The sequence below is a fragment of the Bradyrhizobium sp. 2S1 genome (genome assembly GCF_011516625.5).
GTDB classification, from domain to species: domain Bacteria; phylum Pseudomonadota; class Alphaproteobacteria; order Rhizobiales; family Xanthobacteraceae; genus Bradyrhizobium; species Bradyrhizobium septentrionale.
In genome coordinates this window covers 9247743-9271797 of the sequence record NZ_CP147717.1, presented here as the reverse complement: position 1 = coordinate 9271797, position 24055 = coordinate 9247743, and the positions used below count along the sequence as shown (strand labels likewise).

Sequence of the window (24055 nt, the reverse complement as noted above, 5' to 3'; positions counted from 1 at the left end):
TTTCTTAACGCGAACCGGTATCCACTTCGCTCGAAAACGCTCTAGCGTGATCTCGATCAGGCGACGTGCCGCTTGCCCGATTTATCCCACCCGATGGGACTGACGACGACGCGGTCGCGGCCTTCATGCTTGGCCTGATAGAGCGCGAGGTCCGCGGCCTTGAGCAGATCGCGCGATGTGCGCTCGTGATCAGGGACGAGGCAAGACAATCCGATGCTGACGGTCGGTAACTCATGCTCGGATTCGCGCGCAGCCGTCAGCTTTGCGCGAATCTTTTCGGCAACTTCCAATGCGCCCGCCTTGCCGATGCCAGGCAGCAGCACCGAGAACTCCTCACCGCCATAACGCGCGCCGAGATCGGTTGCGCGCTTTGTGCTGGCTGCGATGCAGCGCCCCACGGTGGCGAGCACGGCGTCGCCGGCCTGATGTCCGTAGGTGTCGTTGAACGCCTTGAAATGATCGACGTCGATCATCAGAAGCGAGACCGGCGCCTTTGCGCGCATGCCGCGACGCCATTCGACGTCAAGGGTATCGTCGAGGCGGCGGCGGTTGGCGAGACCGGTCAGTGCATCGGTGCTCGCGAGGTGTGCGAGCCGGTCTTCCGCGGCGGCGCGTCGTTTGAGCGCGGCCAGCAGATAGAACATCAGGATGATCGCGAAGCCGCCGAGCGCGGCCACCACGCCGCCGATCAGCCACAGCTGCTGCCACCAGTCGGCATAGATGCCGTCGAGTGAGAGACCCTCGGCGATGATCAGGCGGCGGTGTCCGACCTCCTGAAAGATATAGAGCCGGTTGACATGGTCGACGACCGATTTCGTCATGTAGGAGCCGGACTGCCGTGCCGGATACTGTTTGAAGACCAGGGAGTCTTGATGCTTTGCCCGATCTTGCTGATGTCGAACGGTGCCCGCATCACCATGACGCCATCAGTGTTGAACAACGCCATGCTATCGCCGGCGCCGAAATTCAGTTTGCGAAACAGATTGTGGAAATAGCTGAGCCGCATGCTGCCGGCGACCACGCCGGCGAAAGACCCGTCGTCATTGCTGATGCGGCGGCTCAGGCTGATCAAATATTCGCCGTCCGAAGTGACCCACGGAGGACTGATGAACAGTCCGCTGTCCGCTCGCGTCCGATGTGCCCGGAAGAAGTCCCGATCTGCGAAATTTGCGGCCCGCGGCGTCAATGTTCTGGAATCGCGCGTGACGTCTCCTGCTGCATTCAGCACGAGGATCGAGCCGAGATCCTTGGCCGTGGCGGCGCGGTCGAACAGCACGACCTGGCGAAGCTCGGGACTGATCTTGCCGAGCTCCGGCAGCTTGACGCCGTCGGCGACAGCCTGCAGTGAGAGATCATAGAGCTCGATGGTGCGGTCGATCTCGCTGGCGATGGAGGCGATGAGGTTGGTCGCGCCTTCCTTCGCATGCCGGTAGTCCTTGTCCGCCATCTCCCAGAGAATGGCGGCGCAGATCCCCGAAAAGCACAGGATGAGGCCTATTCCGAGCGCGAGCAGCCGTTTGGTCGGCACCGCCTTCGGCTTTTGTACAAGCCCGTTCATTGCTCGCTTCCACTTCCCCGCGCCCCCGCGCTCCGGGACTTTTTATAGGGGGATCAAATTGAGAAAGGCGGCCTGAAGCGTGTGTAATTTGGGCCCGTGCGTTGGGAGAGTCTTTACCATCCAGATTGGCCAGGATCTGCCGCACGGTCTCGGCGCATCCCTGATTCGTTCAGGTTCCGGTCCGCCACAGGTCTAGGCGGCGTCGCTGCGCAGGTTGCGGAAGAACTGCTCGACCTCGCGCGACAGCGTCTCGGCGGTTGTGGTCAGATCGTTCGATGCCGCGAGCACCGATTCCGCCGCCTTGCTGGTCTGGTCCATGTCGTCGCGGAGCGAGCCGACGTTGGTCACCAGGGTTTCATTGCCCTGGGCGGCCATGTGCGCATTGGCGGAGATTTCGCGCGTGGCGGCGTCCTGCTGGTCGATCGCGCTTGCGATGTTGGCGGTGACGTTGCTGATCTCGCGCACCGCCTGGCCGATCTCGCGCACGGCGGCCACCGAGTTGCGGGTCGAAGCCTGGATCAGGCCGACATTCTCGCTGATCTCGGCCGTTGCCTTCGCGGTCTGCCCGGCCAGCGCCTTGACCTCGTGCGCGACGACGGCGAAGCCGCGGCCGGCATCGCCGGCGCGGGCCGCCTCGATGGTGGCGTTCAGCGCGAGCAGGTTGGTCTGCTCGGCGATCGCCTGGATCAGGTTCAGCACGCCGTCGATGCGCTGGGTGGTGGCGGCAAGCCCCTCGATCTCGGTGATCGAGCGGTCGGTGCGCGCACCAGCCTGATCGACCGCGCCGGACGACTGCTTGACCTGACGGTCGATCTCCTCGACCGAGGCGGAGAGTTCTTCGGCCGCGCCCGCCACCGCGGCAACGTTGCTCGAGGCCTGTTCGGTCGCGCGTGCCGCCGCCGCCGCGCGGCCGCTGGCGCCTGCCGCGACGTTTGCGATGGTCTGCGCAGTGTCGCGCATCGTGGTTGCGTTGTCGTGCACCGCGCGGAGCACCGATCCGATGGTGCTGCGGAACGTCTCGAGCGACGTCTCGATATGCCGGCCGCGTGCATCGCGCGCCTCGGAGTCCTGCGCGACCTGGGCGTTCAGGCTGCGGTTGCGGTCCATCGCCTCCTGGAAGACCTTGATGGCGCCGGCCAGCGCGCCGATCTCGTCGCGGCGGCCGACATGCGGCACTTCAACATGGTCGGCGCCCTCGGCGACACGCTTGATGGTCGTGGTGATCTGCGACAGCGGGCGGGCCACCGAGCGGGCGATGATCAGCACGCCCAGCACGACCACGATCAGGGCCGCCGCGCCGAGCCCGGTCAGCAGCAGCGCCATTGCGCGGTTGGTGTCGGTCTGCTGCGCCAGCTTCTTGCTGCGCTCGGCGTAGACCTTGGAAAGCGCCTCGAGATCCTTGTTCAGCGCTGTGCGCACGTTGCGGTTGGCGTCGTTGTCGCCCCATTCACGCCCGGCTGCGGCGCCGATCTCGATGCCGCGGCGAACCAGCTCCTTGCGAAACTCGACGAACTGCTCGATGCGCTGCTTGAACACCGCGAACTGGCTGGCGTCGTCGGCCTGCACCAGGGTTTCCCAGTTCTTCACCACGCCGAGGATGCGCTCGTTGAACGCCAGAAGCCCGTCGCCGTATTTCTTCACCGCCGCCGGATCGGTCGACATGTAGATGCCGCGGGATTCCATCACCACGGCATAGACCAGCGAATTGACCCGCTCGACATTGAGCGCGGCACGGCTGGCGAGGTCGACGGCCTCGGTCAGCTCGGCGTTGCGCCGCGCGTTGTAGTCGGACAGCACGGTGATGGCCGCGATCAGCGCAAACGTCGAGTACAGCCTGGCAGCAAGCGAGAATCGGGATGCCATTGGAGGCCCGGATGTGGAGACGGGAGATGTGATGGGGGCGGGCATTGCGGGCACTCCAAGAGGCCGGGGAGCACCTTCGGCCGATTAAAGCTTATGCAAAACCTTCATGGACAATTTCTTAACGCGTGCGTTTTTTGTGGCCGCAACCCTTAAAATCTCTAAATAATACCAATGTCTTATAAGGCGTTCTGAGTCCGCCGGGGGCCGGCGGCTTGCCGCGGCGACGATGATGCGCCGCCATCACCATCAACACCTCCGGCGCGGAGGGCGAAGCTGGTGGCACGACTTTCGCAAAGAGGTGCTAGCCCGTCCTATTCGTGAGAGTGCTTTTTTTAGTCCGATTGATGTGGCCGCACATCTGCTCTGACGAGGCGCGCGGGATTGCCTTCGGCTTTTCACCGCCTGACCGACCGGTACTTTGCAACGCGCTTGAGGTGTAGGTTGGGCGAACGGGGGGCGGACGCCCCGCCGGTCAAGGACCGAGAGGCCGCAGCGCGCCTGGCAAGCCGCGGATCAGGTCGGCTTCGGGACATGCCGCGGCAAACGCAAGGCGAATGCGGCTCGTGGTCTCGACGACACGGGCAGCGAGTTTCAAGAGACGAAGACGCAGCGTCGCGAACTCGGCTGTGGCCAATTCCCGGGCTTTGGGAATCGCGTCGCGCACGGTCAGCATCAGCCAATAAGCGGCGGTGTGGAGAACGAGGCGGACTTGATTGGCGAGCGCCGAACGGCAGCTGGTGCGATCGGAGGCGAGCTGTGTCTTATGCAGCTTGATCAGATTCTCGGCTTGGCCGCGCGCGCAATACAGGCTGTCGTAGATCCACTCGGCCGAGCCGACATCGAGGCTGGTGACGACGAAACGGATGTCGAGGCCGAGCATCGTCGCCTCAATACGGGCGACGGTACGCCGTTCGCGATCCCAGGACTTGGCCTTGTGGCGCGTCTCGGTATAGCCACGCAGAACCGGCAGGTTCTCGATGGCGCGTCGCGTGCGGATGTCGTCGGCGGCCTCGTCGAGTTTTCTGGCGAGCGGCTTGGTGCCGGACAGACCGAAGATGTAGTCGATGCCGTTGGTCTCGCACCACGCCATTGCCTCCGGCCGGGCATAGTGCCCGTCGCCACGGAACGTAATTCGCGTGTTGTGCCACCGCGTCCGGATATGCCGTATCAGGCGGCGCAGATGGGCACGCACCTCGACGCCGCCCGGCGTCTTGCCGGGCCGCAACACGACCGCCACGGGCCGGCTCTTCTCCGTGTCGTAGACGTGGATCGGCAGGAAGCAGCGTTCGTCATAATGAGCGTTGAACAGCGAGAGCTGCTGATGGCCGTGGACGACATCGCAGGTATCATCGATGTCGAGCGTGACGGATGCCGGCTCGCGCGGGTAGCTATCCATCCATGCGTCGACCAAAGTGTAGGTCAGTCGGATCACGTCGCGCAGGCGCGGAGCATTCTCCAGCCGCGACAGCGTCGGTTGGGAACACAGATCGCGACCCGTGTCCGGCAGCCGTCCGCAGGCCAGCTTGAATGCGGGATCGGACCGCAGATGATCGAGGTCGTCGGCGTCCTCGTAGCCGCAGCAGATCGCGAACATGCGCGCGCGGAACATATCGACAAGGCTGTGCACGACCCGCGTCGGATCGCGCCGATCCGGGAACACCCGGGCCAAATTGTCGGCCAAGCCGAGACGCCGCTCGGCCATCGCCAGAAGCATCACGCCCCCGTTCGAGGTCAGCCGACCGCCATCGAAGGCAGCTGTGACTTTCTTGGCGTGAACGGCTGGAAACGAGAAGGGCAGAATCGTATCATCGGTCATGGCGGGCCTGGCGTTCGCGGTTGAGGTGATGGGGTTGGCTTTGCAACCGAATCCTACGCCGCATCAGCGCTTTACACCACGCTCGCCAGCCTCTCAGGCGCACTCTGACGAATAAGACGGGCTAGGCTATGCCGTCCCCAGCCCGCGACGCGAACTCCCCATGCTCTATCGTCACACAATCGATGCCACCAACTATGCATTCGACGATCTGCGCATCCTGCTTGCCAAGGCCTCGCCGCCGCGTTCCGGCGACCGATTGGCCGGCATTGCGGCCGACAGTGCGGAGGAGATGATCGCCGCGCGGCTTGCGCTTGCCAACGTTCCGCTCAAGCAATTCCTCGATGAGCCTGTGATCCCCTATGAGGACGACGAAGTCACCCGGTTGATCCTCGACAGCCACGACGTGGCCGGCTTCCTGCCGGTGTCGTCGCTCACCGTCGGCGGCTTCCGCGACTGGCTGCTGTCGGATGCCGCCACCCGTGATTTGATCAAGAAGATCTCGCGCGGCATCACGCCGGAGATGGTGGCGGCGGTGTCGAAGCTGATGCGCAACCAGGACCTGATCCTGGTCGCGAAGAAATGCGAGGTGACGACCCGCTTCCGCAACACCATCGGTTTGCGCGGGCGAATGAGCACGCGGCTGCAGCCGAACCATCCGTTCGACGACGCCAGGGGCATCACCGCCTCGATCCTGGACGGCCTGCTGCTGGGATCGGGCGATGCCTGCATCGGCATCAATCCGGCGAGCGACGATCCGAATGTCATCGGCACCCTGCTGCGGCTCTTGGACGACATCATCACGCGGCTGGAGATTCCGACGCAGGGTTGCGTGCTGACCCATGTCACGACCACGCTCGGATTGATCGGGCAGGGGCTGCCGGTCGATCTCGTATTCCAGTCGATCGCCGGCACCGAGGCAGCCAACCGCAGCTTCGGCGTCGACCTGTCGCTGCTGCGGGAGGCCCGCGAAGCCGGGCTGTCGCTGCGCCGCGGCACGGTCGGCGAAAATGTGATGTATTTCGAGACCGGGCAGGGCTCGGCGCTGTCGGCCAACGCCCATCACCAGGTCGACCAGCAAACCTGCGAGGCACGGGCCTATGCGGTGGCGCGCGCGTTCGATCCACTGCTCGTCAACAGCGTGGTCGGCTTCATCGGTCCCGAATACCTCTACGACGGCAAGGAAATCATCCGCGCCGGGCTCGAGGATCATTTCTGCGGCAAGCTGCTCGGCCTGCCGCTCGGCATCGACGTCTGCTACACCAACCACGCCGAGGCCGATCAGGACGACATGGACAATCTCCTGACGCTGCTGGCGGCCGCCGGTGTGAACTTCATCATGGGCGTGCCGGGCGCGGATGACGTTATGCTGAACTATCAGTCGACATCGTTTCACGATGCGCTCTACATCCGCGACCTGTTCGGCCTGAGGCGGGCGCCCGAATTCGACGATTGGCTGCTGCGCGCAGGCCTTGCCGGGCCGGACTTTCGCCTCGTTGCCGATGCGGAGCGGCTGCCCGATCTCGCTGCCAGGCTCTTGACCTGAGGGGATAGCGCAATTCTGCAGAGCAACTATCTCGGCAGTGTGACGTTGGTAAGTGCCACAATGTTGAAGAATTTCTGGCCCAGCGTTCCGCGCTATGGTTAGATTTGAGGGTGCTTCGGGGTCATTCGATGAGAGCTGAGGGCATAAAGACAGCACGGCGTATCCTCTGCGTCTTTCCGCGCTATACGTCGTCGTTCGGGACCTTCGAGCACTCCTATCCCCTCACGGAGGGCGTCAAGGCGTTCATGCCGCCGCAGGGACTGCTGCTGATCGCGGCATACCTCCCCGAGAGCTGGCTGGTCCGCTTCGTCGACGAGAACCTGCGGCCGGCGACGGCGGAGGACTTCGAGTGGGCAGAAGCCGTATTCGTCAGCGGTATGCACATCCAGCGCCAGCAGATGAACGACATCTGCCATCGCGCGCATGACTATGACCTGGCGGTCGCGATCGGTGGCCCGTCGGTCAGTGCCTGTCCGGACTACTATCCCTCATTCGACTACCTTCATGTCGGCGAACTCGGTGACGCGACCAACGAACTGATCAAGCGCCTCGCGGAGGACACCAGCCGTCCTGCCGAGCAGGTGGTGCTCAAGACCCTCGATCGCCTGCCGATGACGGAATTCCCGCTGCCGGCCTACGAGCTCGCCGAAACCAAGAAGTACTTTCTCGGCAGCATCCAGTTCTCCTCGGGCTGCCCCTATCAGTGCGAGTTCTGCGATATCCCCGGGCTCTATGGCCGCAATCCGCGCCTGAAATCGCCGCAGCAGATCATCGCCGAGCTCGACAAGCTGCGCGCCTGCGGCGCGACCGACACCGTCTATTTCGTCGACGACAATTTCATCGGCAACCGCAAGGCTGCCAGCGAATTGCTGCCGCATCTGATCGAGTGGCAGAAGCGGACCGGCTATGTCACCCGGCTGGCCTGCGAGGCGACGCTCAACATCGCCAAGCGGCCCGAGATCCTGGAGAAGATGCGCGAAGCCTTCTTCGTGACGATCTTCGTCGGCATCGAGACGCCGGATCCTGACGCGCTGAAGGCGATGCACAAGGATCAGAACATGATGGTTCCGATCCTGGAGGGCGTGCGCACCATCAATTCCTTCGGCATGGAAGTCGTCTCCGGCATCATCATGGGGCTCGACACCGACAAGCCGCAGACCGGTGATGCGCTGCTCTCCTTCGTCGAGGAGTCCCGGATTCCGCTCCTGACCATCAACCTGCTGCAGGCGCTGCCGAAGACGCCGCTGTGGGATCGCCTCGAAAAAGCGGGACGGCTGATCGATGACGACAGCCGCGACTCCAACGTGCAATTCCTGCTGCCTTACGAGGACGTGGTCAGTTCCTGGCGCAAATGCATGGAGCTCGCCTACGAGCCCGAGACGCTGTTTAGGCGCTACCAGCATCAATGCGACTACACCTATGCCAACCGCATCAAGGTGCCGGTCAGCCCGGAGATGAAGAGCTGGGCCAACATCCGGCGCGGCCTGATCATGCTGCGCAACATCTTCTGGAAGGTCGGCGTGCTCGGCGACTACAAGCGCGTGTTCTGGAAGTTTGCGCTCGGCCGGCTCAAGCGCGGCGACATCGAGGGGCTGATCTCGGCGACCCTGGTGGCACATCACTTGATCACGTTTGCGCGTGCAGCCTCCAGCGGCCGGCAGAACGCCTCGAACTACTCGCTCCGGCTGCGCGAGGCTTCCGTTCCCGCCGAATAGCAGCATGACAACACCGCCGGCGCCATCGTCCCCTTCGCCAATGCCCGCTTCGCTTGCCGATCTGCGCGAGCTCACGCCGGCGCGCGTCGGTCTCGGCCGGTCCGGGGCCAGCCTGCCGACCAGTGCGCTGCTCGCATTCACGCTCGATCACGCCCGCGCCCGCGATGCCGTCCACGCGGCGTTCGATCTCGGCGGGATTGCCGCCGGTCTTGCCGGCCTCGGCATCACGCCGCTCGAAGTGTCGAGCCAGGCGCGCAGCCGGCGCGACTATCTGCGCCGGCCCGATCTCGGGCGCATGCTGGATTCCGCATCGAGGCGGTCGCTCGAGAGCAGCGGCGTCACCGCGTGCCCCTGTGCCATCGTGATCGGTGACGGCCTGTCGCCGACCGCGGTCAATGTGCACGCCGTCGAATTGATCCGGCATCTCGTGCCGCGGCTTAAGGCCGACGGGATCGACGCCGGCGCGGTGATCGCAGCATCGGGCGCGCGGGTCGCGCTGGGGGACGAGATCGGCACGATCCTCGGCGCGCGCATGCTTGTGATGCTGATCGGCGAACGGCCCGGCCTGTCGGCGCCGGACAGCCTTGGCGCCTATCTCACCTTCGCGCCGCGAATCGGCCTCACCGATGCCGACCGCAACTGCATCTCCAACATCCATCGCGCCGGGCTGAGTTATGCGGAAGCCGCATTCAGGATCTCCTGGCTTGTGCGCGAGGGCCTGGCACGCCAGATCACGGGGATCGCGTTGAAAGATGAAAGCGGCGCAGGATCGTCCAAGAATGCGCTACCGGGGTGTGGCAAATCAGATACTTGACGGCGGTTTTCGGCAGTTCCCGGCCACTTTAACGTGTCTCTCGCGCTTGCGAGCAAGGGGGCGGACCTGTAAAACCGCGCCGGTCAATATTTGCGTGTTTTCAAGGACTAGCGCCGATCAGTCGCGCTCGCGAGCCTCATTCGCGCCCTATAACCCAAGCTAGGAGCTTGTCTGGATAGTCGCTGTTCAAATCTGGTCGGGTCTGATTCAACATTGGGCGATGAGCAAGTATTTTCGGCCTTGGAACATCGATCAGACGCTGCTTCTGCCGCCGAATGTGCAGGACTTCGTGCCGAAAGGCCATGTCTCGCGGTTTATGGTTGATCTGGTGCGGGAGAGCCTCGATCTCAGGGAGATCATGGGCAGCTATGTGAGCGGGCTTGGGCAGCCGCCGTTTGATCCGCGGATGATGGTGGCGCTGCTGCTGCATAGCTATGCGAGTGGGCTGTATTCGTCGCGTCGGATTGCCAAGGCCTGCCGGGAGCGGAACGATTTTGTGATGATCGTGGCGCTGGATGCGCCGGATTTTCGGACGATCAGCGACTTTCGCAAGCGACATTTGAAGGCGCTCGGCGCGCTATTCGTGCAGGTTCTGAAGTTGTGCGAGACGGCCGGGCTGGTCAAGCTCGGTCATGTCGCGCTGGATGGTACGAAGATCAAGGCGAACGCGTCGAAACACAAGGCGATGAGTTATGAGCGCATGAAGAAGCGCGAGGCGGAATTGAAGGCCGAGGTCGCTCGCATGCTGGCGGCCGCCGAGGCGGCGGATGCCTCGGAGGATGAGACTTTCGGCAACAGCGACGAACTGCCGGACTGGACCGTCGACAAGCAGAAACGGCTGGCGAAGATCCAGCAAGCGATGGCGGCGCTGGAAGCGGACGCCAAACTGGCGGCGGAGGAAGAGCGCCGCATCGAGGCCGAAAAGGAACAGCAGCGCCAGGCCGAAGGCCGCAAGAAGCCGGGCAAACCGGCGGCGCTGCCATCGGAGGAACCCAATCCCAAGGCGCAACGCAACTTCACCGATCCGGAAAGCCGCATCATGAAGTCGAAGGATGGCTTCGTTCAGGCCTATAATGCCCAGGCGGCCGTCGATGCACATGCCCAGATCATTGTCGCGCAAGAACTGACCCAGCACGGCAGCGATCAGGGCCAGTTGGTGCCCCTGATCGAGGCCATCGAGAGCAATCTTGGCCGCAAGCCGCGGCAGGCCTCAGCGGATTCCGGCTACTGCAGCGAAGCCAATCTCGAAGCGCTCGACACACGCAGCATCGATGGCTATGTCGCGCCCGGACGCGCCAAGCACCCGACAGTAGCGAACGGAAAAGTCGGCGGCCCGCTGACACAGGCCATGCGAAAGAAGATCGACGATGGCGGCTTCGAAACACCCTACCGATTGCGAAAGCAAGTGGTGGAGCCGGTGTTCGGGCAGATCAAACAGGCAAGAGGCTTCCGCCAGTTCCTGTTGCGGGGCATCGAGAAAGTGCGCGCCGAGTGGACAATGATCTGCACCGTCCATAACCTCCTCAAGCTGTTCAACCTCGCAAACGCAGCCTGAGCCTGCTACTCTACAACAAATGCCCGTCACGAAAACATATCTGGACGGGCTCCTAGCCCGTCCTATTCGTGAGAGTGCTTTTTTTAGTCCGATTGATGTGGCCGCACATCTGCTCTGACGAGGCGCGCGGGATTGCCTTCGGCTTTTCACCGCCTGACCGACCCGTACTTTGCAACGCGCTTGAGGTGTAGGTTGGGCGAACGGGGGGCGGACGCCCCGCCGGTCAAGGACCGAGAGGCAGCAGCGCGCCTGGCAAGCCGCGGATCAGGTCGGCTTCGGGACATGCCGCGGCAAACGCAAGGCGAATGCGGCTCGTGGTCTCGACGACACGGGCAGCGAGTTTCAAGAGACGAAGACGCAGCGTCGCGAACTCGGCTGTGGCCAATTCCCGGGCTTTGGGAATCGCGTCGCGCACGGTCAGCATCAGCCAATAAGCGGCGGTGTGGAGAACGAGGCGGACTTGATTGGCGAGCGCCGAACGGCAGCTGGTGCGATCGGAGGCGAGCTGTGTCTTATGCAGCTTGATCAGATTCTCGGCTTGGCCGCGCGCGCAATACAGGCTGTCGTAGATCCACTCGGCCGAGCCGACATCGAGGCTGGTGACGACGAAACGGATGTCGAGGCCGAGCATCGTCGCCTCAATACGGGCGACGGTACGCCGTTCGCGATCCCAGGACTTGGCCTTGTGGCGCGTCTCGGTATAGCCACGCAGAACCGGCAGGTTCTCGATGGCGCGTCGCGTGCGGATGTCGTCGGCGGCCTCGTCGAGTTTTCTGGCGAGCGGCTTGGTGCCGGACAGACCGAAGATGTAGTCGATGCCGTTGGTCTCGCACCACGCCATTGCCTCCGGCCGGGCATAGTGCCCGTCGCCACGGAACGTAATTCGCGTGTTGTGCCACCGCGTCCGGATATGCCGTATCAGGCGGCGCAGATGGGCACGCACCTCGACGCCGCCCGGCGTCTTGCCGGGCCGCAACACGACCGCCACGGGCCGGCTCTTCTCCGTGTCGTAGACGTGGATCGGCAGGAAGCAGCGTTCGTCATAATGAGCGTTGAACAGCGAGAGCTGCTGATGGCCGTGGACGACATCGCAGGTATCATCGATGTCGAGCGTGACGGATGCCGGCTCGCGCGGGTAGCTATCCATCCATGCGTCGACCAAAGTGTAGGTCAGTCGGATCACGTCGCGCAGGCGCGGAGCATTCTCCAGCCGCGACAGCGTCGGTTGGGAACACAGATCGCGACCCGTGTCCGGCAGCCGTCCGCAGGCCAGCTTGAATGCGGGATCGGACCGCAGATGATCGAGGTCGTCGGCGTCCTCGTAGCCGCAGCAGATCGCGAACATGCGCGCGCGGAACATATCGACAAGGCTGTGCACGACCCGCGTCGGATCGCGCCGATCCGGGAACACCCGGGCCAAATTGTCGGCCAAGCCGAGACGCCGCTCGGCCATCGCCAGAAGCATCACGCCCCCGTTCGAGGTCAGCCGACCGCCATCGAAGGCAGCTGTGACTTTCTTGGCGTGAACGGCTGGAAACGAGAAGGGCAGAATCGTATCATCGGTCATGGCGGGCCTGGCGTTCGCGGTTGAGGTGATGGGGTTGGCTTTGCAACCGAATCCTACGCCGCATCAGCGCTTTACACCACGCTCGCCAGCCTCTCAGGCGCACTCTGACGAATAAGACGGGCTAGACAGATCGCGCCGCTTCAGAACTGGACAGGGCATGCTCGAAAAGAATTCCGAAAGTCGGGTCCACGTCGAGAAGATCGAGGAGCCGCGGCCGGGGACTAGCATCGCATTCGGGTTGGAGCGTATCGGCCTGATCGCGATCAAGGCGCCGGTCCTGTCTGTCATCATTCTGCTGGCGCTGATGGTCGCGGCCGTTTTCGGCATCGAGCGCATCAAGATCGACGACTCGCTCAGCCAGTTGTTCCGTTCCAATTCCAAGGACTACAAGCAGTACGAAGCGGTCACCAAACGCTTCCCGGCAACCGAGTTCGACGTGCTGGTCGTGGTCGAGGGCAAGACGCTCCTCGCGCGCGAGAACCTCGAAAAGATCCGCGACATGGTCACCGACCTGCAGCTGGTCGAGGGCGTGCGCGGCCTGGTCTCGCTTTTTTCGGCGCGCCAGGCGCCCGAGCCTGGCAAATTGCCGGCCGCCCTGTTCCCGTCCGAGCTGCCGCAAGGCGCCGCCTACGACAAATTCGTCGAGACCGTCAAATCCAACGAGATCATTCGCGGCAAGCTGCTGTCCGAGGATGGAACGCTCGCACTGATCGTGTTGTCGCTCGAGCCTGAGGTTGTCGGCAGCAACAAGCTCTCCAAGGTCGTCGCGGACATGAGAAAGATCATGGCCGATGATCTCAGCGGTAGCGGGCTCAACGCCCAGCTCTCCGGCGTTCCGGTCATGCAGCTCGAAATCCGCAACGCGGTCAAGCGCGACGGGCTGACCTACAATATCCTCGGCATTCTGGCTGGCTGCATCATCGCCATCATCTTCTTCCGCAAGATATCGTTCATGGTGATCGCCGCGTTCCCGCCGATCATTGCGATCCTGCTCGCGCTCGGCGGCCTCGGCTGGGCCGGCTTCAATCTCAACATGTTCCTGAACGTGATGACGCCGCTCATCATGGTGATCAGCTTCTCCGACTCGATGCAGCTGACGTTTGCGGCACGCGACCGCCTGATCGCCGGCCAGGACAAGTACACCGCGTTCAAGAACGCGGTGATGGTGGTCGGTCCGGCTTGCGTGCTTACTCATGGCACCGCCGGCATCTCGTTCATCGCGCTGCAATTCTCGAATTCCGAACTGATCCGCAAATTCGGCGAGGCCGGGCTCGCAGCTACCATCATCGCACTGATCGCGGTGCTCTCGCTGGTGCCTGCGTTCGGAGTGCTTCTGGTACGCAACGAAAAAGTGTTCGCGGTCAAATTCCAGGGCGCCGACGCCGGTGTCCAGGCGCTGCGCAATTTCTGCTACTGGATCGCGGTGCGCATGGTGGGCCGTCCCGGGCTGTTCAGCCTGCTCGCGCTGATCGTCGTCGGCGGCCTCGGCATCATCTACGCCAATCTCGAACCGCGCTACCGGCTCGCCGATCAGGTGCCGGACAAGCGGCAGGCGGTGGCGGCGTCAAGCCGGCTCGACGCCAAGCTGACCGGCGCCAATCCGGTCGATGTGCTGATCGAATTCCCCAAGGGCCAATCGCTGTACTCGCCGGAGACCTTGAAGACGATCGCCGACGTCCACGCGATGGTCGAAACTGCGGCGGGCGTCGGCAACGTCTGGTCGCTGGAAACTTTGCGGCGCTGGCTCGCCGAAAAGGCAGGCAGCAATGACGTCGCGACGCTGAAGGAATATGTCGGCGTGATTCCCGAGCATCTGGTGCGCCGCTTCATCTCGGCGGATCAGGATGCGGTCGTGGTGTCGGGCCGGGTCCCGGATCTTGACTCGAGCGAGCTGCTTCCGGTGGTGAACAAGCTTGATAGCTCGCTGGACAAGGTGCGCGCCGAGCATCCCGGTTACGAGATAGCAGTCACCGGCCTGTCGGTGATCGCCGCGCGCAACAGCGCCAACATGATCGAAAAATTGAACCGTGGCCTGACCGTCGAATTTCTGCTGGTGGCGGTTTTCATCGGGCTGGCATTCCGTTCGGTCGTGGTGATGTTCTCCTGCATCCTGCCCGGCATCTTCCCTGTGGTGCTGTCAGGCACCGTGCTGTGGCTGCTCGGGGAGGGGCTGCAATTCGCCAGCGTGGTGGCATTGACGGTGTCGTTCGGCCTCGGCCTCAGCGCCACCATCCACTTCCTCAACCGGTTGCGGCTCGAGACCAAGCCGGGGGTCACGCCGGAACTTGCGGTGGAGCGCGCCACCGTGCTGGTCGGCCCCGCACTGATCCTCACTACGGTGGTGCTGGCCTGCGGCCTCGTCGTCACCGTGTTCTCCGACCTGCCGTCGCTCCGCCTGTTCGGCTGGCTCAGCGCGTTCTCGATGGTCGCAGCGCTGGTCGCGGACCTCTTCATCCTGCGGCCGACCTCGATGTTCCTGATCAACCTGTCGCAGAAGCTCCGCGGCAAGGGCGGGCAACCGGCGCCGATCGAAAAGGCCTGATCGGCCGATAAAAAAAGGCCCGGTTCCGAAGTGGTCGGAACCGGGCCATTTTTGTTCGCCGGAGAAATCTGTCGGGGAGCGTCAGCTCTTCGTCATCGTGATCGAGACGCCGCGGATCTCACCCTTGGAGTCGATCTGTACGACCTGCTTGGAGCCGTTGGTCTGCAGGTTCAGGTTTGCGGCAAAGCCGGACGCCTCGACGAACACGTCGATCCGCCCGCCGCCGGCGGTGCCCTGCAAATTGCCGAAGATATTGCGGCTGGCCTCGCTCCAATTGCCGGAGATCCGGTCGCCCTGGCTGGTGACGTCGCTGGAAAGGTCGAACTTGTAGCTGTCGCTCGCGCAATGCAGGCTCTGCTTCAGGCTCAGGCCCGAGGGCGCGACCTTGTAATCCGCCTTGCAACGAATGCGTTCGGTGGTGCCGTTGGACAACGCCACCGTGCCGGTTCCGCTCCAGGAGCCGGCAAAACCGGCGAACGGGCCGCTGGCCTGGGCATGGACTGCGGAGGCGGACAGCATGAGTGCGGCGCCGACGCCCACAGCCCTGAGAGCCTGCCCGGAAAGGCTGGAACCAAACAGTGTCATTGTGAATTTTCCCATCAAAATCAGCGCTTCCTTCGCAAGAAAGCGTCTCGCCGCATCGAAAGTTTAGTGTCACCGAAGAATGTTAGGTTCAAACGACAGAACGGCGTGCGCGACGCCGATATTGTCATCGAACAGAATCAGAAGCCTCCGGCTCGTGTGGCATCTAGCTACGCGCAAGCGCGATCCGCAATTGCCAAACGCGACAAAGTGATGGCACAAATCGTCGTTTGGAATCAATAGTTTATGCGGGGGTTTACAGCGCCGCAAATTTAGCCGCATTTAACAGTGCTTGTCGTTAATCCGTTGCCGCGTTACGTGGCGTCTGCAATCCCCAAAATCCGTCCCGGCCATGCCGAACCGCTTTTCGGGAACAGATTTTCTGCTGTCGGAAATGAAGGAATACGATGCGTAAATTTCTCCTGGCACTTGCCCTGTTGTCGATCCCGCTCTCATCCGGCGCCTCCGCCCAGCAGCAGCAGCGCGGTACGCCCGACGAGCAGAAGGCCTGCACGCGCGACGTGCAGCGTCACTGCCGCTCCGTGATCGATCAGGGCGATTTCACCATTCTCGCCTGCCTGCAGCAGAACCGCACCAAGATCAGCGCGGCCTGCGACCAGGTGCTGAAGACCCACGGCCAATAAGGCCCTCAAGGCCGCTTGAGGTCTCTTGGACCGCCGCAAGGCCCGTGAACGGCATTCCTGCCGGCCACGGGCCGGATATGCTGGCGGTCACAGATAGCATTGGTTTTGGTGGCGTATTCCCCTATATGGGGCTCGCAAATCCCCGCATGCGCCTGACCATTCGCGCCTGCGTCGTGCCATGACCAGTGTAGCCCAAATTTCCCATGACCACCGCGAGCGACCTGCGATCCGGAAAGACCCACCGCGACGAGAATTTCCCAGTCGCGTCGTGGATCATTCATCCGCGGCATCGCGGCCTGATCCTGGCCTTCTATAACTTCGTCCGCACCGCCGACGATATCGCCGATCACGCGACGCTGCCGGCCGAGGAGAAGCTGCGCTACCTCGACCTCATGGAGGCCGAGCTGCTCGGCAATGGCGATACCCAGAGGGAGGCGGTCAATCTGCGCCGGGCGCTTGCCGAGCGCGGAATGCCGCCGCGGCATGCGCTCGACGTGCTGGTGGCGTTTCGCCTCGATGTCACCAAGCTGCGCTACGAAAACTGGGATGATGTGATCGACTATTGCCGCTACTCGGCGATGCCGGTCGGGCGATTCATGCTCGACGTGCACGGCGAGGACATCTCGACCTGGGCGGCATCGGACGCGCTCTGCGCCGGCCTGCAGATCAACAATCACCTGCAGGACTGCGGCAAGGACTACAGGAATCTGAACCGCGTCTACCTGCCGCGCGATGCGCTGGCCGCGGCGGGCGCGACCGTCGAGATGCTCGGCGAGGCGAAATCACCGCCGGCCTTGCTCGGATGCCTGCAGGCGCTCGCGGTGCGCACCGCGGCGCTGCTCGACGAGAGCAAGTCGCTCGCCGCCGAGGTGAAGGACTTCAGGCTCGGGCTCGAGATCTCGGTGATCCAGGCGTTCGCCGACAAGATCGTCAACCTGCTGAAGGTGCGCGATCCGCTCAGCGAGCGCGTGCATCTCGGCCCGGTCGAACTGCTGCTGCAGAGCCTTGGCGGCGTCGCTGGCGAGACCGCCCGGCGCGCGATCGGACGGCGTGCGGTCTCAAGGACGGCGGCGGGCGCATGAGTGTCGAGGCGGCGGCCAACGCAAATTACGGAAGCACCGCATCGGGCAGCTCGTTCTATGCCGCGATGCGCGTCCTGCCGCGCGCGCAGCGCGAGGCGATGTTCCAGATCTACAGCTTCTGCCGGCAGGTCGACGACATCGCCGATTCCGACGGCCCGCGGCCGGAGCGGCTGGCCGCGCTGCAGCAGTGGCGCGACGACATCGACGCGCTCTATGCGGGGCATCCGCCGGAGCGGCTGAAGGATTACGTGGCCTCGGTGAAGACCTTCGGGCTCAAGCGCGAGGATTTCGTCGCGATCGTCGACGGCATGGAGATGGACGTGCCGCAGGATATCCGCGCGCCGGATCTCGCGATGCTCGACCTGTATTGCGATCGCGTTGCGAGCGCGGTCGGCCGGCTGTCGGTGCGCGTGTTCGGCCTGCCCGAGGACGACGGCATCGAGCTCGCTTATCACCTCGGCCGCGCGCTGCAGCTCACCAACATCCTGCGCGACATCGACGAGGATGCCGGCCTCGGCCGCCTCTATCTGCCGCGCGAATGGCTCTGGCACGCCGGCATCACCAATAACGATCCGGCCCGCGTCACCGCCGACCGCGCGCTGCCGAAAGTGTGCGCGCCGCTCGCCGAGCGCGCCAAGATGCATTTCCAGAAGTCCGACGAGATCATGAAGCGCAATTCGCGCCGCGCGGTGCGCGCGCCGCGCATCATGTCGAAGTACTACCGCGCGATCCTCGATCTCCTGATCGCGCGCGGCTTCACTGCCCCGCGTGCGCCGGTGCGTGTGTCCAAGGCGGCCAAGATCGGCATTCTTCTTCGTTACGCGATCATCTGATGCAAAAGACAGTTCATATCATCGGCGCCGGCATTTCCGGCCTCTCCGCGGCCATGCGGCTTGCCAATGGCGGCTACAAAGTGTGCGTCCACGAGGCGACGCAGCAGGCCGGTGGCCGCTGCCGTTCCTATTTCGACGCCGCTACCAATCTGACTATCGACAACGGCAACCATCTCTTGCTGTCGGGCAACCGCCATGCGTTGAGCTACGCACGCTCGATCGGCACCGAGGCCGGTCTCGTGGGACCCGCGCGCGCGCAGTTTCCGTTCGTCGATCTTGCCGGCGGCCAGCGCTGGCAGCTCGACCTTGGCGACTCCCGCTTGCCGCTGTGGGTGTTCGACGAGGCGCGCCGCGTCCCGGACACTACCCTGCGCGATTATCTCGCATTGGCGCCGCTGGCCTGGGCCGGCACCGGGGCGCTGGTCGGCAACACCATTCCCTGCAAGGGCACGCTGTATGACCGCCTGGTGCAGCCGCTGCTGCTGGCTGCGCTGAACGTCGATCCGCCGGAGGGCTCGGCCGGGCTTGCCGGCGCCATCGTGCGCGAGACGCTGCTCGCGGGCGGGCAGGCCTGCCGTCCGCTGATCGCTCGCGATGGCCTGAGCTCGGTCCTGATCGAGCCGGCCGTGAAGCTGCTGCAGGAGCGGGGCAACAGGGTCCAGTTCAGTCACGAATTGCGCGCACTCGTCATGTCGAGTGATCGCGTCGGCGAGCTCGACTTCGGCGGCGGCGACAGGATCGCGCTGGCGGCCGGCGATGCCGTCGTGCTGGCGGTGCCGCCGCGCGCTGCGGCCACGCTGCTGCCCGGCCTGAAAACGCCGACCAAATTCCGCGCCATCGTGAACGCGCACTTCCGCATCGATCCGCCGCGCGATGCCGCGCCCATTCTTGGCGTGGTCGGCGGGCTCGTGGAATGGCTGTTCGCCTTCCCGCAACGGCTGTCGGTGACGATCAGCAATGGCGATCGCCTGGTCGACATGCCGCGCGAGGAGCTCGCGCAGGCGATCTGGCGGGATATCTGCAAGGCATCGGGCGTGTCCGGTGACCTGCCGCCCTGGCAGATCGTGCGCGAGCGCCGCGCTACATTCGAGGCGACGCCGGAGCAGAATGCCCTGCGTCCCGGGCCTGCGACGGCGCAAAGAAACCTGTTCCTTGCCGGCGACTGGACTGCTACCGGGTTGCCGGCAACCATCGAGGGATCGGTGCGGTCGGGGGATCGCGCCGCCGATCTGGTTTTGGCCAGGCGCTAGCCCGTCCTATTCGTGAGAGTGCGTTTTTTTAGTCCGATTGATGTGGCCGCACATCTGCTCTGACGAGGCGCGCGGGATTGCCTTCGGCTTTTCACCGCCTGACCGACCCGTACTTTGCAACGCGCTTGAGGTGTAGGTTGGGCGAACGGGGGGCGGACGCCCCGCCGGTCAAGGACCGAGCGGCAGCAGCGCGCCTGGCAAGCCGCGGATCAGGTCGGCTTCGGGACAGGCCGCGGCAAACGCAAGGCGAATGCGGCTCGTGGTCTCGACGACACGGGCAGCGAGTTTCAAGAGACGAAGACGCAGCGTCGCGAACTCGGCTGTGGCCAATTCCCGGGCTTTGGGAATCGCGTCGCGCACGGTCAGCATCAGCCAATAAGCGGCGGTGTGGAGAACGAGGCGGACTTGATTGGCGAGCGCCGAACGGCAGCTGGTGCGATCGGAGGCGAGCTGTGTCTTATGCAGCTTGATCAGATTCTCGGCTTGGCCGCGCGCGCAATACAGGCTGTCGTAGATCCACTCGGCCGAGCCGACATCGAGGCTGGTGACGACGAAACGGATGTCGAGGCCGAGCATCGTCGCCTCAATACGGGCGACGGTACGCCGTTCGCGATCCCAGGACTTGGCCTTGTGGCGCGTCTCGGTATAGCCACGCAGAACCGGCAGGTTCTCGATGGCGCGTCGCGTGCGGATGTCGTCGGCGGCCTCGTCGAGTTTTCTGGCGAGCGGCTTGGTGCCGGACAGACCGAAGATGTAGTCGATGCCGTTGGTCTCGCACCACGCCATTGCCTCCGGCCGAGCATAGTGCGCCCGTCGCCACGGAACGTAATTCGCGTGTTGTGCCACCGCGTCCGGATATGCCGTATCAGGCGGCGCAGATGGGCACGCACCTCGACGCCGCCCGGCGTCTTGCCGGGCCGCAGCACGACCGCCACGGGCCGGCTCTTCTCCGTGTCGTAGACGTGGATCGGCAGGAAGCAGCGTTCGTCATAATGAGCGTTGAACAGCGAGAGCTGCTGATGGCCGTGGACGACATCGCAGGTATCATCGATGTCGAGCGTGACGGATGCCGGCTCGCGCGGGTAGCTATCCATCCATGCGTCGACCAAAGTGTAGGTCAGTCGGATCACGTCGCGCAGGCGCGGAGCATTCTCCAGCCGCGACAGCGTCGGTTGGGAACACAGATCGCGACCCGTGTCCGGCAGCCGTCCGCAGGCCAGCTTGAATGCGGGATCGGACCGCAGATGATCGAGGTCGTCGGCGTCCTCGTAGCCGCAGCAGATCGCGAACATGCGCGCGCGGAACATATCGACAAGGCTGTGCACGACCCGCGTCGGATCGCGCCGATCCGGGAACACCCGGGCCAAATTGTCGGCCAAGCCGAGACGCCGCTCGGCCATCGCCAGAAGCATCACGCCCCCGTTCGAGGTCAGCCGACCGCCATCGAAGGCAGCTGTGACTTTCTTGGCGTGAACGGCTGGAAACGAGAAGGGCAGAATCGTATCATCGGTCATGGCGGGCCTGGCGTTCGCGGTTGAGGTGATGGGGTTGGCTTTGCAACCGAATCCTACGCCGCATCAGCGCTTTACACCACGCTCGCCAGCCTCTCAGGCGCACTCTGACGAATAAGACGGGTTAGCCCGTCCTATTCGTGAGAGTGCGTTTTTTTAGTCCGATTGATGTGGCCGCACATCTGCTCTGACGAGGCGCGCGGGATTGCCTTCGGCTTTTCACCGCCTGACGACCCGTACTTTGCAACGCGCTTGAGGGATGGGTTGGGCGAACGGGGGGCGGACGCCCCGCCGGTCAAGGACCGAGCGGCAGCAGCGCGCCTGGCAAGCCGCGGATCAGGTCGGCTTCGGGACATGCCGCGGCAAACGCAAGGCGAATGCGGCTCGTGGTCTCGACGACACGGGCAGCGAGTTTCAAGAGACGAAGACGCAGCGTCGCGAACTCGGCTGTGGCCAATTCCCGGGCTTTGGGAATCGCGTCGCGCACGGTCAGCATCAGCCAATAAGCGGCGGTGTGGAGAACGAGGCGGACTTGATTGGCGAGCGCCGAACGGCAGCTGGTGCGATCGGAGGCGAGCTGTGTCTTATGCAGCTTGATCAGATTCTCGGCTTGGCCGCGCGCGCAATACAGGCTGTCGTAGATCCACTCGGCCGAGCCGACATCGAGGCTGGTGACGACGAAACGGATGTCGAGGCCGAGCATCGTCGCCTCAATACGGGCGACGGTACGCCGTTCGCGATCCCAGGACTTGGCCTTGTGGCGCGTCTCGGTATAGCCACGCAGAACCGGCAGGTTCTCGATGGCGCGTCGCGTGCGGATGTCGTCGGCGGCCTCGTCGACTTTTCTGGCGAGCGGCTTGGTGCCGGACAGACCGAAGATGTAGTCGATGCCGTTGGTCTCGCACCACGTCATGGCCTCCGGCCGAGCATAGTGCCCGTCGCCACGGAACGTAATTCGCGTGTTGTGCCACCGCGTCCGGATATGCCGTATCAGGCGGCGCAGATGGGCACGCACCTCGACGCCGCCCGGCGTCTTGCCGGGCCGCAGCACGACCGCCACGGGCCGGCTCTTCTCCGTGTCGTAGACGTGGATCGGCAGGAAGCAGCGTTCGTCATAATGAGCGTTGAACAGCGAGAGCTGCTGATGGCCGTGGACGACATCGCAGGTATCATCGATGTCGAGCGTGACGGATGCCGGCTCGCGCGGGTAGCTATCCATCCATGCGTCGACCAAAGTGTAGGTCAGTCGGATCACGTCGCGCAGGCGCGGAGCATTCTCCAGCCGCGACAGCGTCGGTTGGGAACACAGATCGCGACCCGTGTCCGGCAGCCGTCCGCAGGCCAGCTTGAATGCGGGATCGGACCGCAGATGATCGAGGTCGTCGGCGTCCTCGTAGCCGCAGCAGATCGCGAACATGCGCGCGCGGAACATATCGACAAGGCTGTGCACGACCCGCGTCGGATCGCGCCGATCCGGGAACACCCGGGCCAAATTGTCGGCCAAGCCGAGACGCCGCTCGGCCATCGCCAGAAGCATCACGCCCCCGTTCGAGGTCAGCCGACCGCCATCGAAGGCAGCTGTGACTTTCTTGGCGTGAACGGCTGGAAACGAGAAGGGCAGAATCGTATCATCGGTCATGGCGGGCCTGGTGTTCGCGGCTGAAGGTGATGGGGTTGGCTTTGCAACCGAATCCTACGCCGCATCAGCGCTTTACACCACGCTCGCCAGCCTCTCAGGCGCACTCTGACGAATAAGACGGGTTAGCACGCTGGGGGAAGCGATGGGCGCCGACAAGGTTCTGTTGCCAATTTTCGTTGTCTACGCATTGGGCTGCATCTTCACGATCGGCGCCTTCTACCGCGATCGCGAGCGCTCGATCGGCGTCAAGCAGATCATTTGCACCCTCATCTGGCCGATCTGGTGGCCGGTCGCGAACGGTTTCGGGCCGATGCTCGATGCCATCGATAATGCCGTGACGGCGACGGATGGCAGGAAGAGCATCTCGTTTGCGCTGGGGCTTTTCGCTGCCGGTCATTGCCTGTCGAGCAGTTGGGGCGATTGCGGCGGCGCTGTTGCCTGCAGCGGAGTGCTTTTGAAGAGCACCGCGATGTTCTTTCCACCGCTGAACTTCGTCTATGTGACCTGGCTGGTTACGCAATTCGCGTAGCGACGCGCGCCTGCCTGCGTTGCAAGCCTCGATCACCTTCATCCGTCAAGGCTTTCCAGCCCCCAAAAAGGTTGCGCCCACCCTTTGGGGGAAGGGTGGGCGCGCGCGAACCGGTCTGGGACGGGGAGGGGTGGGGATGTGACCGGGTCGCGAACTCGAAATTCCTGTTCTGCTCAGCGCGAGCTTGCCGTTGAGACTGCCGGGCGGTTGTCGCCGAGCGAGACCCACACATTGGGGTCGCTCTGCGATTGCCGCTTGACGAAGCGGTAGCCGGTCTCCGTCCAGGCGACGATGCTCTCGTTCTGGTTATCGAGCACGAACTCGCCCTTGTCGGTCTTCACCGTCAGCACCGCGTGGCCTTCGCCCTTCTTGTCGCGGACAACCGTGATCAACAGCGCCTCGCGCGGCCAGCCGGCATCCATCAGCATCTTGCGCTTCAGGAGCACGTAGTCCTCGCAGTCGCCGTAACCGTCGGATGGCAACGACCATTTCTCGATCACGCCCCAATGATCCATGTCGGTCATCGGCTTGATTGACTCATTGACCCACTTGTTGACCCGCACCAGGTCGCGCCAGGCGGTCTGCGACAACACGATGTCGCGTGGTTGCGTCGCGCTGCCGCGGCATTCGCCCGGATTGTCGGCGCAGAATTCGACCCAGCCGATCGGCGAACGCGCGACGTCACCCAGGCTGGCGTAGACCACGTCGCCGGCCTTGGCCGACACGCACGTCGCAAACAGGATGGCGGCAACTGCCAAACCTTTCCCCTGTCCCCTGAACCCAAACATTGTGGCCCCCGTTCTTCTTGTTGGGACCACGTTTCGCACAAAGCTTTTTCGCCGCCGCTAAGTACGCAAAGTAGATTTGACGCGAATACTCGTAAAATCCGCCGCTAATTCGATCTATACTTGAATCGAATTCGCATAAAATTTGAAACAACTGCAATTGATTCAAATTTTATGCATTAACTCGGCGCGCGCTGCGCCTGTGCGGTTTGTTGCGCCAAACGCGC

At 63.6% G+C, this 24055-nt stretch carries 18 protein-coding genes and 1 pseudogene; 10 read left to right on the top strand and 9 right to left on the bottom strand.

The window, feature by feature from the left end:
* Nucleotides 1–56 precede the first annotated feature (56 nt).
* The 4 genes from HAP54_RS44325 to HAP54_RS44310 all read right to left on the bottom strand — a co-directional run bounded on the left by HAP54_RS44325 (nucleotide 57) and on the right by HAP54_RS44310 (nucleotide 5237).
* Nucleotides 57–821, bottom strand: coding sequence for a GGDEF domain-containing protein (locus HAP54_RS44325; RefSeq protein ID WP_224741514.1), 765 nt, complete (start codon nucleotides 819–821; stop codon nucleotides 57–59).
* The gene (locus HAP54_RS44320) at nucleotides 818–1558 is read right to left on the bottom strand and encodes a PDC sensor domain-containing protein (RefSeq protein WP_224741515.1); all 741 of its coding nucleotides are present in this window, start codon (nucleotides 1556–1558) and stop codon (nucleotides 818–820) included. The genes HAP54_RS44325 and HAP54_RS44320 overlap by 4 nt, the downstream gene beginning before the upstream one ends.
* Before the next feature lie 192 nt (nucleotides 1559–1750).
* Nucleotides 1751–3454 (bottom strand): methyl-accepting chemotaxis protein, encoded by a 1704-nt coding sequence (locus tag HAP54_RS44315; RefSeq protein ID WP_414646239.1) that lies wholly within the window; start codon nucleotides 3452–3454, stop codon nucleotides 1751–1753.
* Nucleotides 3455–3893: 439 nt separating this feature from the next.
* Nucleotides 3894–5237 (bottom strand): IS1380-like element ISBdi2 family transposase, encoded by a 1344-nt coding sequence (locus HAP54_RS44310; protein WP_166297732.1) that lies wholly within the window; start codon nucleotides 5235–5237, stop codon nucleotides 3894–3896.
* Between the two features lie 160 nt (nucleotides 5238–5397).
* Between HAP54_RS44310 and HAP54_RS44305 the strand changes: the two genes are divergently transcribed.
* The 4 genes from HAP54_RS44305 to HAP54_RS44290 all read left to right on the top strand — a co-directional run bounded on the left by HAP54_RS44305 (nucleotide 5398) and on the right by HAP54_RS44290 (nucleotide 10864).
* The gene (locus HAP54_RS44305) at nucleotides 5398–6780 is read left to right on the top strand and encodes an ethanolamine ammonia-lyase subunit EutB (protein WP_166297730.1); all 1383 of its coding nucleotides are present in this window, start codon (nucleotides 5398–5400) and stop codon (nucleotides 6778–6780) included.
* A 128-nt stretch (nucleotides 6781–6908) separates the two neighbouring features.
* Entirely contained in the window at nucleotides 6909–8495 is a 1587-nt protein-coding gene (locus HAP54_RS44300) for a B12-binding domain-containing radical SAM protein (protein ID WP_166297728.1), read from the top strand.
* A gap of 4 nt (nucleotides 8496–8499) precedes the next feature.
* Nucleotides 8500–9309: an ethanolamine ammonia-lyase subunit EutC gene (gene eutC, locus HAP54_RS44295; RefSeq protein WP_166297726.1), complete on the top strand. Its 810-nt coding sequence runs from the start codon at nucleotides 8500–8502 to the stop codon at nucleotides 9307–9309.
* A 220-nt stretch (nucleotides 9310–9529) separates the two neighbouring features.
* Nucleotides 9530–10864 (top strand): IS1182 family transposase, encoded by a 1335-nt coding sequence (locus HAP54_RS44290; protein ID WP_166202952.1) that lies wholly within the window; start codon nucleotides 9530–9532, stop codon nucleotides 10862–10864.
* A 223-nt stretch (nucleotides 10865–11087) separates the two neighbouring features.
* On the opposite strand, the gene HAP54_RS44285 is transcribed toward HAP54_RS44290, so the two are convergent.
* Nucleotides 11088–12431 (bottom strand): IS1380-like element ISBdi2 family transposase, encoded by a 1344-nt coding sequence (locus HAP54_RS44285; RefSeq protein WP_166204320.1) that lies wholly within the window; start codon nucleotides 12429–12431, stop codon nucleotides 11088–11090.
* Nucleotides 12432–12588: 157 nt separating this feature from the next.
* Here HAP54_RS44285 and HAP54_RS44280 point away from each other — a divergent pair, with 157 nt between their 5' ends.
* A complete protein-coding gene (locus HAP54_RS44280) occupies nucleotides 12589–14973 on the top strand; it encodes an efflux RND transporter permease subunit (RefSeq protein WP_166297724.1) in 2385 nt (794 codons plus the stop codon).
* Nucleotides 14974–15054: 81 nt separating this feature from the next.
* Here the strand turns inward: HAP54_RS44280 and HAP54_RS44275 are convergent, their stop codons facing one another.
* A complete protein-coding gene (locus HAP54_RS44275; protein WP_029082143.1) occupies nucleotides 15055–15558 on the bottom strand; it encodes a hypothetical protein in 504 nt (167 codons plus the stop codon).
* A 404-nt stretch (nucleotides 15559–15962) separates the two neighbouring features.
* Between HAP54_RS44275 and HAP54_RS44270 the strand changes: the two genes are divergently transcribed.
* The 4 genes from HAP54_RS44270 to hpnE all read left to right on the top strand — a co-directional run bounded on the left by HAP54_RS44270 (nucleotide 15963) and on the right by hpnE (nucleotide 19364).
* Complete coding sequence (locus HAP54_RS44270; RefSeq protein WP_166297722.1) at nucleotides 15963–16199, top strand: hypothetical protein; 237 nt, start codon at nucleotides 15963–15965, stop codon at nucleotides 16197–16199.
* Nucleotides 16200–16402: 203 nt separating this feature from the next.
* A complete protein-coding gene (hpnC, locus tag HAP54_RS44265; protein WP_166297720.1) occupies nucleotides 16403–17281 on the top strand; it encodes a squalene synthase HpnC in 879 nt (292 codons plus the stop codon).
* Complete coding sequence (gene hpnD / locus HAP54_RS44260; RefSeq protein ID WP_029082140.1) at nucleotides 17278–18114, top strand: presqualene diphosphate synthase HpnD; 837 nt, start codon at nucleotides 17278–17280, stop codon at nucleotides 18112–18114. Before hpnC ends, hpnD begins: the two co-directional genes overlap by 4 nt.
* On the top strand, nucleotides 18114–19364 hold the full coding sequence (gene hpnE, locus HAP54_RS44255; RefSeq protein ID WP_166297718.1) for a hydroxysqualene dehydroxylase HpnE: 1251 nt from the start codon (nucleotides 18114–18116) through the stop codon (nucleotides 19362–19364). The genes hpnD and hpnE overlap by 1 nt, the downstream gene beginning before the upstream one ends.
* A 168-nt stretch (nucleotides 19365–19532) precedes the next feature.
* Here the strand turns inward: hpnE and HAP54_RS44250 are convergent.
* Nucleotides 19533–20878 (bottom strand): annotated as a pseudogene (locus tag HAP54_RS44250) (IS1380-like element ISBdi2 family transposase).
* 292 nt (nucleotides 20879–21170) lie between these two features.
* Entirely contained in the window at nucleotides 21171–22514 is a 1344-nt protein-coding gene (locus HAP54_RS44245; protein WP_166296351.1) for an IS1380-like element ISBdi2 family transposase, read from the bottom strand.
* Between the two features lie 142 nt (nucleotides 22515–22656).
* On the opposite strand from HAP54_RS44245, the gene HAP54_RS44240 reads away from it, so the two are divergent.
* Complete coding sequence (locus HAP54_RS44240; RefSeq protein ID WP_176422102.1) at nucleotides 22657–23043, top strand: hypothetical protein; 387 nt, start codon at nucleotides 22657–22659, stop codon at nucleotides 23041–23043.
* 173 nt (nucleotides 23044–23216) lie between these two features.
* On the opposite strand, the gene HAP54_RS44235 is transcribed toward HAP54_RS44240, so the two are convergent.
* A complete protein-coding gene (locus HAP54_RS44235; protein ID WP_166297714.1) occupies nucleotides 23217–23831 on the bottom strand; it encodes a transglutaminase-like cysteine peptidase in 615 nt (204 codons plus the stop codon).
* Between the last annotated feature and the right edge of the window lie 224 nt (nucleotides 23832–24055).

What these genes read in the sequence shown, in the direction of transcription:
- HAP54_RS44325 (WP_224741514.1), bottom strand. Translation starts at nt 821, where the DNA reads ATGACGAAATCGGTCGTCGACCATGTCAACCGGCTCTATATCTTTCAG.
- HAP54_RS44320 (WP_224741515.1), bottom strand. Translation starts at nt 1,558, where the DNA reads ATGAACGGGCTTGTACAAAAGCCGAAGGCGGTGCCGACCAAACGGCTG.
- HAP54_RS44310 (WP_166297732.1), bottom strand. Translation starts at nt 5,237, where the DNA reads ATGACCGATGATACGATTCTGCCCTTCTCGTTTCCAGCCGTTCACGCC.
- HAP54_RS44305 (WP_166297730.1), top strand. Translation starts at nt 5,398, where the DNA reads ATGCTCTATCGTCACACAATCGATGCCACCAACTATGCATTCGACGAT.
- HAP54_RS44300 (WP_166297728.1), top strand. Translation starts at nt 6,909, where the DNA reads ATGAGAGCTGAGGGCATAAAGACAGCACGGCGTATCCTCTGCGTCTTT.
- eutC (WP_166297726.1), top strand. Translation starts at nt 8,500, where the DNA reads ATGACAACACCGCCGGCGCCATCGTCCCCTTCGCCAATGCCCGCTTCG.
- HAP54_RS44290 (WP_166202952.1), top strand. Translation starts at nt 9,530, where the DNA reads ATGAGCAAGTATTTTCGGCCTTGGAACATCGATCAGACGCTGCTTCTG.
- HAP54_RS44285 (WP_166204320.1), bottom strand. Translation starts at nt 12,431, where the DNA reads ATGACCGATGATACGATTCTGCCCTTCTCGTTTCCAGCCGTTCACGCC.
- HAP54_RS44280 (WP_166297724.1), top strand. Translation starts at nt 12,589, where the DNA reads ATGCTCGAAAAGAATTCCGAAAGTCGGGTCCACGTCGAGAAGATCGAG.
- HAP54_RS44275 (WP_029082143.1), bottom strand. Translation starts at nt 15,558, where the DNA reads ATGACACTGTTTGGTTCCAGCCTTTCCGGGCAGGCTCTCAGGGCTGTG.
- HAP54_RS44270 (WP_166297722.1), top strand. Translation starts at nt 15,963, where the DNA reads ATGCGTAAATTTCTCCTGGCACTTGCCCTGTTGTCGATCCCGCTCTCA.
- hpnC (WP_166297720.1), top strand. Translation starts at nt 16,403, where the DNA reads ATGACCACCGCGAGCGACCTGCGATCCGGAAAGACCCACCGCGACGAG.
- hpnD (WP_029082140.1), top strand. Translation starts at nt 17,278, where the DNA reads ATGAGTGTCGAGGCGGCGGCCAACGCAAATTACGGAAGCACCGCATCG.
- hpnE (WP_166297718.1), top strand. Translation starts at nt 18,114, where the DNA reads ATGCAAAAGACAGTTCATATCATCGGCGCCGGCATTTCCGGCCTCTCC.
- HAP54_RS44245 (WP_166296351.1), bottom strand. Translation starts at nt 22,514, where the DNA reads ATGACCGATGATACGATTCTGCCCTTCTCGTTTCCAGCCGTTCACGCC.
- HAP54_RS44240 (WP_176422102.1), top strand. Translation starts at nt 22,657, where the DNA reads ATGGGCGCCGACAAGGTTCTGTTGCCAATTTTCGTTGTCTACGCATTG.
- HAP54_RS44235 (WP_166297714.1), bottom strand. Translation starts at nt 23,831, where the DNA reads ATGTTTGGGTTCAGGGGACAGGGGAAAGGTTTGGCAGTTGCCGCCATC.